At 64.1% G+C, this 11,845-nt stretch carries 10 protein-coding genes and 1 pseudogene; all 11 read left to right on the top strand.

The features are described 5' to 3' along the window. On the top strand, positions 1–592 hold a 592-nt coding region (gene argB / locus VGP39_RS17500), incomplete at its 5' end, for an acetylglutamate kinase (protein ID WP_327569360.1). Between the two features lie 179 nt (positions 593–771). Further along, entirely contained in the window at positions 772–1,716 is a 945-nt protein-coding gene (locus VGP39_RS17495; protein ID WP_414644705.1) for a DUF1036 domain-containing protein, read from the top strand. A 157-nt stretch (positions 1,717–1,873) separates the two neighbouring features. Beyond that, entirely contained in the window at positions 1,874–2,602 is a 729-nt protein-coding gene (locus tag VGP39_RS17490; RefSeq protein WP_327569358.1) for a pyrimidine 5'-nucleotidase, read from the top strand. Positions 2,603–2,653: 51 nt separating this feature from the next. Then, positions 2,654–3,865, top strand: a complete 1,212-nt coding sequence (locus tag VGP39_RS17485) for an MHYT domain-containing protein (protein ID WP_327569357.1) — start codon at positions 2,654–2,656, stop codon at positions 3,863–3,865. Between the two features lie 333 nt (positions 3,866–4,198). Beyond that, positions 4,199–5,062 carry a xanthine dehydrogenase family protein subunit M gene (locus VGP39_RS17480; RefSeq protein WP_327569356.1) on the top strand — a complete coding sequence of 288 codons (864 nt, stop codon included), beginning with the start codon at positions 4,199–4,201 and terminating at the stop codon, positions 5,060–5,062. A gap of 79 nt (positions 5,063–5,141) precedes the next feature. Next, complete coding sequence (locus tag VGP39_RS17475; RefSeq protein ID WP_327569355.1) at positions 5,142–5,642, top strand: (2Fe-2S)-binding protein; 501 nt, start codon at positions 5,142–5,144, stop codon at positions 5,640–5,642. After that, entirely contained in the window at positions 5,639–8,059 is a 2,421-nt protein-coding gene (locus VGP39_RS17470; protein WP_327569354.1) for an aerobic carbon-monoxide dehydrogenase large subunit, read from the top strand. The genes VGP39_RS17475 and VGP39_RS17470 overlap by 4 nt, the downstream gene beginning before the upstream one ends. A 306-nt stretch (positions 8,060–8,365) precedes the next feature. Continuing rightward, a complete protein-coding gene (locus VGP39_RS17465) occupies positions 8,366–9,238 on the top strand; it encodes a MoxR family ATPase (RefSeq protein ID WP_327569361.1) in 873 nt (290 codons plus the stop codon). Beyond that, positions 9,235–10,443, top strand: a complete 1,209-nt coding sequence (locus tag VGP39_RS17460; protein ID WP_327569353.1) for a VWA domain-containing protein — start codon at positions 9,235–9,237, stop codon at positions 10,441–10,443. Before VGP39_RS17465 ends, VGP39_RS17460 begins: the two co-directional genes overlap by 4 nt. An 82-nt stretch (positions 10,444–10,525) precedes the next feature. Continuing rightward, a complete protein-coding gene (locus tag VGP39_RS17455) occupies positions 10,526–11,362 on the top strand; it encodes an XdhC/CoxI family protein (RefSeq protein ID WP_327569352.1) in 837 nt (278 codons plus the stop codon). 145 nt (positions 11,363–11,507) lie between these two features. Further along, positions 11,508–11,845: pseudogene (locus tag VGP39_RS17450) on the top strand (2,3,4,5-tetrahydropyridine-2,6-dicarboxylate N-succinyltransferase); the annotation flags it as partial.

Here is an 11,845-nt window from a genome sequence, read left to right as displayed (position 1 = left end):
GATGGTGCTTGCGGGCTCCATCAACAAGCAGATCGTAAGCTACATCAACGAGGCCGGCGGCAAGGCGGTCGGCCTGTGCGGCAAGGACGGCAATATGGTGAAGGCGTCGAAGGCGACCCGCACCATGGTCGATCCGGGCTCAAACATTGAAAAGGTGGTGGACCTCGGCTTCGTCGGCGAACCCGACAGGGTCGACCTGACGCTGCTGAACCAGTTGATCGGTCATGATCTCATTCCGGTGCTGGCGCCGCTGGCAACCTCGGAGAGCGGGCAAACCTTCAATGTCAATGCCGACACGTTTGCCGGCGCCGTGGCCGGCGCGCTGAAGGCAAAACGGCTGTTGCTGTTGACGGACGTGCCCGGCGTGCTCGACAAATCGAAGAAGCTCATTTCTGAATTGTCGGTGAAAGAGGCACGGAAACTGATCGCCGAGGGCACCATTTCCGGCGGCATGATTCCGAAGGTCGAAACCTGCATCTATTCGCTGGAGCAGGGCGTGCAGGGCGTCGTCATCATCGACGGCAAGCTTCCGCACGCGGTCCTGCTCGAACTGTTCACCAATCAAGGCACCGGCACGCTGATCCACAAGTGACCCGCACGGCCTCACCAATCAGAACCGTCATGGCCGGGCTTGTCCCGGCCCTCCACGTCTTGTTTCCAGGCGCCCGTAAAGACGTGGATGCCCGGGAGCCCGGGCATGACGAAAGAAACATTGCGCGATCCATTTCCTCCGCGCTGATCCCTGCTCTGGCGGCGCTGCTCGCAAGCTCGATGCCTGCCTATGCCGACCTAAAACTCTGCAACCGCATGAGCTATGTGGTCGAGGCCGCCATCGGCATCGACGACAAGGCCGCCACCGCAACGCGCGGCTGGTTCCGCATCGATCCGGCGGCATGCCGGGTCGTGGCGCAGGGTACGTTGACCGCCGACCGCATCCTGCTCAACGCGCGCGCGCTCGGCGTCTACGGCTCGTCGCCGATCCCGCAGAACGGCGCCGACACGCTATGCATCGCGCCGGATAATTTCGTCATCGCCGCCGCGCGCCAGTGCCGCGCCGGGCAGACGCCGGCGCCGTTCACCGAGATCCGGCCGACGCAAACAGACGACGGCAACCTGGTGGCGTATCTGGCCGAGGACAGCGAATATGACGACGAGCAGGCCAGACTCGCCGGCATCCAGCGGCTGCTGGTGATCGCAGGCTATGACGCAGCCCCCATCGACGGCGTCGATGGTCCGAAGACGCAGGCGGCGCTGGCGGCGTTCCTGAAAAATCGCGGGCTGACGCCGGAACTCGTGCAGGCGCCGAATTTCTTCGCGGTCATGATTGAGGCGGTGCAGTCGCCCTCCTCCGCCGGCCTCACCTGGTGCAACGACACCCCGCACAAGATCATGGCCGCGGTCGGCACCGACGACGGCAAGGCCGTGGTCAGCCGCGGCTGGTATCGCATCGAACCCGGCAAGTGCCTGCATCCCGACGTCAGCGGCCAGCTCAAACAGATTTTCAGTTTTGCCGAAGCGATCGACGGCGACGGCCGCACCATCAAGTTCAAGGACAGGCTGCTGAACTGGGGCGGCGCCACGCTGCTCTGCACGCGCGAAAGCAAGTTCGAAATCAATGAGCAAGGCGACTGCGGCACCCGCGGCCTCGCCGCCGCCGGATTTGCCGCCGTCGACATGAGCAGCGGCGGCAAGACGCTGCGCTTTGCGATGCCGTGATGCACGCTTCGTCGTCCCCGCGAAGGCGGGGACCATAACCACCGACCTCAATTCAAGATCCCAGTGCCCACAAAATGAATTGTCACGCACATTGTGCCCATCATAACCGGCACGGCGTATGGGTCCCCGCCTTCGCGGGGACGACGACGAGAGTTTGATGACACCAGCGCAAAACACCGCCCGTCCCTTCAGCCACATCGACACCTGGGTGTTCGATCTCGACAACACGCTGTATCCGCATCATGTCAATCTGTGGCAGCAGGTCGACAAACGGATCGGTGAATACATCGCCAATTATCTGAAGGTTAATGCCGACGAGGCGCGGCGGATCCAGAAGGACTACTACCGCCGCTACGGCACCAGCATGCGCGGCATGATGAGCCTGCATGGTGTCAGCGCCGACGACTACCTGGCCTATGTGCATCAGATCGATCATTCGCCGCTTGAGCCCAATCCGGCGATGGGGACCGCGATCGCGAAACTGCCCGGACGCAAGCTGATCCTGACCAACGGCTCGACCGATCATGCCGCCAAGGTGCTGGAGCGGCTCGGCATCGGTTCGCATTTCGAGGCGGTGTTCGACATCATCGCCGCCGAACTCGAGCCGAAGCCGGCGCCGCAAACCTATCAAAGATTTCTTGACGTCCACGGCGTCGATCCGAAGACGTCCGCGATGTTCGAGGATCTGGCACGCAATCTCGTGGTGCCGCATCAATTGGGCATGACCACGGTGCTGGTCGTGCCCGACGGCAGCAAAAATGTCGTACGCGAGGCGTGGGAGCTGGAAGGCCGCGACGCCGCCCACGTCGATCATGTCACCGATGACCTGACGGGGTTTTTGGCGATGCTGCACGGCCGATTGTCATTTCCGCCGCCGCCCCTGTAAACTCCGCGCCGGGAGGAGGCACGCCCGTGGAGACGGGCGGCCGAGCCGATCATGTTCGATGGACACGATCCCTATCTCGTCGCGCTCTCGGTGGTGATCGCGATCCTGGGTGGCTACACCGGCTTCGGGCTGGCGGCGCGCATCCGCGGCACGCCGGAGGTGAGCCGTCGCCTGCTGCTCGCCGGCGCCGCGGGATTTCTCGCGGTCGGCATCTGGACCATGCATTTCATCGGCATGCTGGCGGCGCCGATTCCGGCCGATACCGTCTATCTAGTGCTTCCCACCATCATCTCGTTCCTGATCTGCGCGCTGGTGGTTGGCGTGTCGCTGTTTTTCGTCAGCATCGGCGAGCCGTCACTGCCGCGCGTTGCCTCCGCCGCGGTGTTGCTCGGGGCCGGCATCGTCAGCATGCATTATGTCGGGATCCATGGACTGACCGGCAGTTTTGCGATTCGGCACGATGCGGGCATGGTGGCGCTGTCGATCCTGATCGCGGTGGTCACCGCCTATGGCGGCCTGCGCGTGTTTCTCGCCCGTCAGGACGGGGTGCGGCTGCTGATCAGCGCGGCGGCGTTCGGGGTCGCGGTGTCCGGCATGCATTACACGGCGATGTACGGCATGCATTTTGTCCCGGCGGGAGCCGGACACGCGCATGTCGGTGGGCTCGCGGCATCGCAGCAGATGCTGGCGCTGGTGGTGGCGCTGCTGTGCTTCGTGATCGCGGCGGGTTTTTTGCTCTCGCTGGTGCCGGACCCGCGCCGGCAGGCGGGGGCGGCCGGTGCGGTCGCACCGGTCGTGGAAACCGGCGTCGCGCCCGCACAGACCTTGGCCGAGCCGAACCCGGTTGCCGCGATGGCGCCACGGCTGCGCTCGGCGCCATTGGGCGGGTTGGGCCAGCCTCCACGCGCGCGGGCGCCGCGGCTGCCGGTCGAGGGCGCCGACGGCACACACTTTATAAATACCGCCGACGTGCGCAGCGTCCGGGCAGATGCTCATTATACCAGGGTGCATGACGGCACCCGGGAGCGGATGTGCCCGTGGTCGATCTCGGAAGCCGAGGCACAGCTCGATCCAAGCCAGTTCGTGCGGGTGCATCGCAGCCATATCGTGGCGATTCCGCATGTCACCTTCGTCCGCAAGGAAGGCGATGGCGCAGTGATCGAGCTCGACGGCCCGTCGCCGCACCGGGTGCCGGTAAGCCGGGCGAAGATCGCCGAGGTGAAGGCGCGGCTGGGGCTGAGGCGGGGTGTTCAGGCGCATTGAGGCCGGGACACGAGGCTTCACAACGGGTCGTCCCCGCGAAGGCGGAGACCCATAACCCCTGACGGCTGTGATTGAAAAACGACGATGCAACGTCTTCCCTGAACATCAACGACACGGAGTATGGGTCCCCGCCTGCGCGGGGACGACGCGGAAAATGTTGCAGCGCTAACCGATAGGTCGCACGCGCTGACGCAGTTCGTGCGCGTGTCTCCGCATCTCGTGCGAAATTTCCGCGCTTGTGATCCCTCGGCTCCCGTCGTCTTGCCTACAAAACAATCCGGGAACAGCCTTCCGCGCAATGTCCACCGACAAGGACCTAAGGGGAGGAAGACCATGATTCCCGGCCCGTTCAGCTATCACCGGCCAGCATCCGTGGCCGATGCCGTAAAGTTGCTGTCGACATTGGGCGACGAGGCCCGGCCGCTGGCCGGCGGGCACAGCCTGGTGCCGATGATGAAGCTCCGGCTGGCGACGCCGGAGCATCTGGTCGACCTGCATGGTATTGGCGACCTCAAGGGCATCAGCCGCAGCGGCAATAAAATCGCGATCGGGGCGATGACCACGCAGCACGAGCTGCTCGCCTCCGACGAGCTCGCGCGCTCCCTGCCGATCCTGCGCGAAACGGCGCTTTTGATCGCCGATCCGCAGGTGCGTTACATGGGCACCGTCGGCGGCAACCTCGCCAATGGCGATCCCGGCAACGACTTGCCGGCCGTCATGCTGGTGCTCGGCGCAAGCTACCATTTGCAGGGGCCGAACGGCGCCCGCGACGTTCCGGCCACCGAATTCTATCAGGGCGCCTATTTCACCGCGCTGGAGCCCGGCGAACTGCTGACCTCGATCTCCATTCCGGTGCCCGAGGCCGGCCACACCTACGCCTACGAAAAACTCAAGCGCAAGGTCGGCGACTACGCAACCGCCGCCGCCGCGGTGGTGATGACCATGGCGGGCGGCAAGGTCGCGACCTGCGCCATCGGCCTCACCAATCTGCATGAGACGCCGCTGCTCGCGACCGATGCCTCGAAGGCGGTGATCGGCACCGGGCTCGATCCGGCGTCGCTGAAGAAGGCGGCCGCTGCCGCCGAGGCGATCATGTCGCCGGCCGCCGATGCGCGCGGACCGGTGGAATACCGAAAACATGTCGGCGGCATCATGGTGATGCGGGCGCTGTCGCGCGCGCTGGCGCGGCTGGGTTGAGCATGATGGCTTTGGATCGAATCGCGATGGCGTCTAGGCCACCTCACGTAAATTCATCACGCCTTAAGGGAACAACAAAATGGCAAAGACCCATGTGACCATGAAGGTGAACGGCGCCGAGGTGGAAGGCCTCGTCGATCCGCGCACGCTGCTGGTGCATTTCATTCGTGAAAACCTCTCGCTGACCGGCACCCATATCGGCTGCGAGACCACGCATTGCGGCGCCTGCACCGTCGATATGGACGGCATGTCGGTGAAGAGCTGCACGGTATTCGCGGTGCAGGCACAGGGTGCCGACATCGTGACCATCGAGGGCGTCGCCAATGCCGATGGCACGCTGTCGGCGCTGCAGGAAGGTTTTCGGATGATGCACGGGCTGCAATGCGGCTTCTGCACCCCCGGCATGATTCTTCGCGCGCAACGCTTGCTGAAGGAGAATCCGTCGCCGAGCGAAGCGGAAATCCGCATGGGCATCTCCGGCAATTTCTGCCGCTGCACCGGCTACCAGAACATCGTGCGTGCGATCCAGTACGCCGCCGCCAAGATCAATGGCGTCGAATTCCAGGAGGCTGCGGAATGAACGATATGACTCCCACGCGGGAACAACGCGAAGCCAAACTCGAAGGCATGGGCTGCAAGCGCAAGCGCGTCGAGGACATCCGCTTTACGCAAGGCAAAGGCAACTATGTCGACGACCTGAAATTGCCGGGCATGCTGCACGGCGATTTCGTGCGCTCGCCGCATGCCCATGCGCGGGTGAAATCGATCGACGACAAGGAGGCGCTGAAGGTGCCGGGCGTGCTGGCGGTGATCACCGCCGAGACGCTGAAGACCGTCAACCTCGCCTGGATGCCGACGCTGGCCGGCGACGTGCAGATGGTGCTGGCCGACGGAAAAGTGCTGTTCCAGAACCAGGAAGTCGCCTTCGTGGTCGCGACCGACCGCTACGCCGCCGATGACGGCATCAACAAGGTGGTGGTGGAATACGAGCCGCTGCCGGTGGTGATCGATCCGTTCAAGGCGATGGACGCCGACGCGCCGGTGGTCCGCGACGACCTCGCCGGCAAGACATCAGGCGCGCACGGCCCGCGCAAACACCATAACCATGTGTTCGAATGGACCATCGGCGACAAGGATCTCACGGATGCCGCCTTCAACAAGGCGGAAGTGTCGATCAAGGAGATGATCTCCTATCACCGCACCCATCCCTCGCCCCTGGAAACCTGCCAGTGCGTCTGCTCGTTCGACAAGATCAGGGGCGAGCTGTCGATCTGGGGCACATTCCAGGCGCCGCACGTGATCCGCACGGTCGTCGCGCTGATCGCGAAGATTCCGGAACACAAAATACATGTGATCTCGCCGGATATCGGCGGCGGCTTTGGCAACAAGGTCGGCGCCTATCCGGGCTATATCTGCGCCGCAGTGGCCTCGATCGTCACCGGCAAACCCGTAAAATGGGTGGAGGACCGCATCGAGAACCTCACCGCGACCTCGTTCGCGCGCGACTATCACATGACCACCGAGATCGCGGCGACCAAGGAAGGCAAGGTCACCGGCCTGCGCGTCCATGTGCTGGCCGATCACGGCGCGTTCGATGCCTGCGCCGATCCGTCGAAATGGCCGGCGGGCTTTTTCAACATCGTCACCGGGTCGTATGATTTCCCGACCGCGTATGTCGGGGTGGACGGCATCTACACCAACAAGGCGCCGGGCGGCGTTGCCTATCGCTGCTCGTTCCGGGTGACGGAGGCGGCCTACTGCATCGAGCGCGCGATGGATATCCTGGCGCAGAAGCTGAAGATGGATCCCGCGGAATTGCGGCTGAAGAATTTTATCAAGGCCGAGCAGTTTCCGTATCACTCGGCCTTGGGCTGGGAATACGATTCCGGCGATTACCACACCGCGATGAAGAAGATGATGGAAACGGTCGATTACGCCGGACTGCGCCGAGAGCAGGGGGCGCAACGCGAAGCGTTTGTGCGCGGCGAGACCCGCGAGATCATGGGCGTCGGCGTGTCGTTCTTCACCGAGATCGTCGGCGCCGGTCCGTCGAAGAACTGCGACATCCTGGGCATCGCGATGTTCGACTCCTGCGAGATACGCATGCATCCGACCGGCGCGGGCATCGCGCGGGTCGGCTCCAAGAGCCAGGGCCAGGGGCATGAGACCACCTGGGCGCAGATCATTGCCACCGAGATCGGCATTCCCGCCGACGACATCATGGTCGAGGAGGGCAACACTGACTCCGCGCCCTTTGGGCTCGGCACCTACGGCTCGCGCTCGACGCCGGTGGCCGGTGCGGCGATCGCGATGGCCGCGCGAAAAATCAAGGCAAAGGCGCAGATGATCGCGGCCTACAAGCTCGAGGTGCATGAGGACGACCTCGAATGGGATATCGACGGGTTCCGCGTCAAGGGTCTGCCCGAAAAATCCATCTCGATGAAGGATTTGTGCTGGGCGGCTTACAATTCCGTGCCGCCGGGGATGGAGCCGGGACTGGAGGCGGTGAGCTATTACGATCCGCCCAACATGACCTACCCCTTTGGCGCTTATATTTGCGTGATGACCATCGACGTCGACACCGGCGTCTACACCATCAAGCGTTTCTATGCGCTGGATGATTGCGGCACCCGGATCAACCCGATGATCATTGAGGGCCAAGTGCATGGCGGCCTCACCGAGGCCTTCGCCATCGCGATGGGCCAGGAGATCCGCTACGACGAGGAAGGCAATGTGGTGACCGGCTCGTTCATGGATTTCTTCATGCCGACTGCGGTCGAGACCCCGCATTGGGAAACCGACTTCACCGTCACGCCGTCACCGCATCACCCCATCGGCGCCAAGGGCGTCGGCGAAAGCCCCAATGTCGGCGGCGTGCCGGCGTTCTCCAACGCCGTCAATGATGCTTTTTCGTTCCTCGGCAGTACCCATATCCAGATGCCGCATGACTACTGGCGCAACTGGCGGGCGGCGAAGAACCTGGGAGTGTTTGCGTGATTCTGTACGTGCCCCGGACGCAGCGCAGCGCGCCGCCTCTTCGCGGCGTGGTGCGCTGCAGAGCCGGGGCCCCGGTTGCTTGCGATTCAAAAAACCGGGGTCCCGGTTCTGCGAAGCATCACGCCGCGAAGAGCGGCGTGCTGCATCGCGCCTGGGATACGAAACCACCCGTCATTGCCGGGCTTGACCCGGCAATCCATCCTCTTCGAAAGAGTCTTGCGAAGAGGATGGATGCGCGGGTCAAGCCCGCGCATGACGCTGTGCATGTGTTTGTGCGCCGGACACACAATGACGGCCGATAACGCAGTGAAAACTCGCGACGACATCGCGCAAGCGCTGGCCGCCGCGGGCTATATCGCCGACGGCGAGCTTGCGACCGCGGTGTCGCTGATGCAGTTGCTGAAGCGTCCGCTGCTGCTGGAAGGCGAGGCGGGCGTCGGCAAGACCGAGGTCGCAAAAGCGCTGGCGAGCGTGCACGGCACCGAACTGATCCGGCTGCAGTGCTATGAGGGGCTCGATCAATCGGCGGCGCTGTATGAATGGAACTACCAGCGGCAATTGTTGGCGATCCAGGCGCATCGCGGCGACAAGGCAGACGCGATCGAGGACCAGATTTTTTCGGAAAAATACCTGCTGGAGCGGCCGCTCTTGGCCGCGATCCGCCGCGCCACGCCGCCGGTGCTGCTGATCGACGAAATCGACCGCGCCGACGATGAGTTCGAGGCGTTCCTGCTCGAACTGCTGTCGGACTTCCAGGTATCGATCCCCGAACTAGGTACCATCTCTGCGAAATCGATACCGCATGTGGTGCTGACCTCGAACGGCACCCGCGAACTGTCCGACGCGCTGCGCCGCCGCTGCCTCTATCACTATGTCGATTATCCCGACGTCGACCGCGAGGCGCGCATTATCATGGCGCGGATCGACGGCGCCGGCGCCTCGCTGTCGCTGCAGATCGCGCGCATGGTGGAAGCCATCCGGAAAGAGGAGTTGCGCAAGGTACCGGGCGTGGCGGAAACGCTGGACTGGGCGGCGGCACTGGTCGGGCTCGACATCCGAGATCTGCACGACGATCCCGAAGCCGTGTACAAGACGCTGATGTGCCTGCTCAAAACCCATGAGGACAAGTCGCGGGTGACGCGGGAGGTCACCGAACGGATATTGGGGAAGGTCGCATGAGCTGCTGCGCCGCGCCTTTCGCCTATGACGAAGCGGACGAGGTCTCCCGCGCGGTGGCGCAAAAGCTCGCGGCATTTTTGCGGACGTTGCGCGACAACGCGTTTGCCGTCGGCCTGCAGGAGGGCCAGGACGCCGCGGCGTTGATGGGGGCGGGCTTTGCGGCGCGGCCGGCGCTGTTGCGCTCGGCATTCAAGCATCTGTTCTCGGCGCGGAAATCCGACTGGGAAAAATTCGATGGGCTGTTCGATGCGTTCTGGCTTGGTAAACGCGTAAAATCACGATCGATGACGTTCGGCTCGACGAAAGCCGCCAACAGCCCGTCCTTGAAAAGCCTGCAGGATGCTCGCTCGCAGCCGGGCGGCGGCGAGCCGGCGACGGACCAGATTCCATCGGGCGATGACGCGCCCGAGGATCGCGACGGCGAAGGCCGCATGGAAGGCGCTTCGCGCGCCGACAATGTTTCCGAAGTGGATTTCCGCCAATTGGCCGATCCCGCGCAGATCGAGGAAGCTCATGCCTCGGCCGCGCGGCTTGCAAAAACCATGCGCACGCGGCTGACCCGGCGCGATCTGGCGCGGCGGCGCGGCTACCGGCTCGACCTGCGCCGCACCATCCATTCCAACATCAGTCATGGCGGCGTGCCGATCGATTTGAAGATGCGGCGGCGCAAGCAGAAGCCTTTGCGGCTGGTGGTGCTGCTCGACGCCTCCGGCTCGATGAGCATGTACACCTCCGTATTCCTCCGCTTCATCCACGGCGTGCTCGACGAATTCCGCGAGGCCGAGGCGTTTTTGTTTCACACGCGGCTCGCTTACGTCTCCGACGCGATGAAGGAAAAGGATGCGGCGCGCGCGCTCGACCGGCTGTCGATGATGGCGCAGGGCGTCGGCGGCGGCACGCGGATCGGCGAATCCTTGCAGACTTTCAACCGCTGGCACGCCGCGCGCGTCATCCATTCGCGCACCTGCGTGATGATCGTGTCCGACGGTTACGAGACCGGCGATGCCGCGCTGCTCGGGCGCGAGATGGCGGCGCTGGCAAAACGCTGCCGCCGCATCGTCTGGCTCAATCCGATGATGGCATGGCAGGGCTACGCGCCGGATGCGGCGGGCATCAAGGCGGCATTGCCGCATGTCGACCTCTACGCGCCGGCCAATACGCTGCAAAGCCTGACGGCGCTCGAGCCGTATCTGGCAAGATTGTGAAGGTCGATGAAGAGAGATGGGCAACGTAAGTGAAGGTGACTCCACCTTTCCCATAGGGAGGAGGTGACCGATGGAGCGCGCGATGACCGCTCATGTCGAGGTGATGGACCTGGTGGCGCAGATGAAGGCCGCCGAGGAGGCCTTCGTGCTCGCCACCGTGGTGCGCACGGTGTCGGTGACCGCGGCAAAAGCCGGCGCCAAGGCGATCATTCGGCCGGACGGCACCATCGTCGCGGGCTGGATCGGCGGCGGCTGCGCCCGCGGCGCGGTGCTCAAGGCCGCGCGGGACGCGTTGGCCGATGGTGAGCCGCGCATGGTGTCGGTGCAGCCGGAAAATCTGCTGGCCGAACTCGGGGTAAAACCCGGCGAGAACCGCAACGGCGTGCGCTTTGCGAAGAACATGTGCCCGAGCAAGGGCACCATGGATATCTTCGTCGAGCCGGTGCTGCCGCATCCCTCATTGGTGGTGCTTGGCGCCAGCCCCGTCGCGCTGTCGCTCGCGGCGCAGGCGCGGCAGCTCGGTTATCATGTGACGGTGGCGGCACCAGCGGGAGATGTCCTGGGCGCTGTTGATGCCGACACGCGGATCGACGGCTATGCGCTCGGCCGCCTCAATGAAGCGCGGCGTTTTGTCGTGGTCTCGACCCAAGGCAAGGGCGACGAAGCGGCGTTGCGCGCGGCCGTTGCGACGGAGGCTGCCTATCGCGCCTTCGTCGGCAGCCGCCGCAAGATGGCGGCGTTGCGCGAGAAGCTCCTCGCCGAGGGCATCGATGCGACAGCGCTCGACCGCATCAAGGCGCCTGCCGGTCTCGACCTCGGCGCCATCACGCCGGAGGAGATCGCGATGTCGATCCTGGCCGAGATCACGCTCGAGAGGCGGCGGGGACAACGCGGCGCTGCGTCCGATACGAAGGCATAGCCGCTCCTTGTGGCATTGCCCTCCTGCCGGCCGGAACAGGCGAAGAAATGCGATCCCGGGACGGGCGTGTGTTCTTGACTCTGCTCCTGCGAATCCCGACAAGAGCCTTCCACCGCCCGCAATCATTGTCGCCAAGGAAGCCTTGATGTCTTTGCCTGCCCTCGAATCCACCATCGACACCGCCTTCGATGCGCGCGACGGCATCAGCACCGCGACCAAGGGCGAAGTCCGCGACGCCGTGGATCATGCGCTCGACCTGCTGGACAAGGGCGAGGCCCGCGTTGCCGAGCGCGAAGCCAATGGCAAGTGGAAAGTCAATCAGTGGCTGAAGAAGGCGGTGCTGCTGTCGTTTCGTCTCAACGACATGAACGCGATTTCCGGCGCTCCCGGCAAGGCGTCGTGGTGGGACAAGGTGCCGTCGAAATTCGATGGCTGGGGCGAAAACCGGTTTCGTGATGCAGGTTTTCGCGCCGTGCCCGGCGC

It is taken from the genome of Bradyrhizobium sp. (genome assembly GCF_036009065.1).
Lineage (GTDB): Bacteria > Pseudomonadota > Alphaproteobacteria > Rhizobiales > Xanthobacteraceae > Bradyrhizobium.
The sequence above is the reverse complement of the archived record's forward strand: the minus strand, read 5'-3'. Positions and strand labels throughout refer to the sequence as shown.

What these genes read in the sequence shown, in the direction of transcription:
- VGP39_RS17495 (WP_414644705.1), top strand. Translation starts at nt 772, where the DNA reads ATGCCTGCCTATGCCGACCTAAAACTCTGCAACCGCATGAGCTATGTG.
- VGP39_RS17490 (WP_327569358.1), top strand. Translation starts at nt 1,874, where the DNA reads ATGACACCAGCGCAAAACACCGCCCGTCCCTTCAGCCACATCGACACC.
- VGP39_RS17485 (WP_327569357.1), top strand. Translation starts at nt 2,654, where the DNA reads ATGTTCGATGGACACGATCCCTATCTCGTCGCGCTCTCGGTGGTGATC.
- VGP39_RS17480 (WP_327569356.1), top strand. Translation starts at nt 4,199, where the DNA reads ATGATTCCCGGCCCGTTCAGCTATCACCGGCCAGCATCCGTGGCCGAT.
- VGP39_RS17475 (WP_327569355.1), top strand. Translation starts at nt 5,142, where the DNA reads ATGGCAAAGACCCATGTGACCATGAAGGTGAACGGCGCCGAGGTGGAA.
- VGP39_RS17470 (WP_327569354.1), top strand. Translation starts at nt 5,639, where the DNA reads ATGAACGATATGACTCCCACGCGGGAACAACGCGAAGCCAAACTCGAA.
- VGP39_RS17460 (WP_327569353.1), top strand. Translation starts at nt 9,235, where the DNA reads ATGAGCTGCTGCGCCGCGCCTTTCGCCTATGACGAAGCGGACGAGGTC.
- VGP39_RS17455 (WP_327569352.1), top strand. Translation starts at nt 10,526, where the DNA reads ATGACCGCTCATGTCGAGGTGATGGACCTGGTGGCGCAGATGAAGGCC.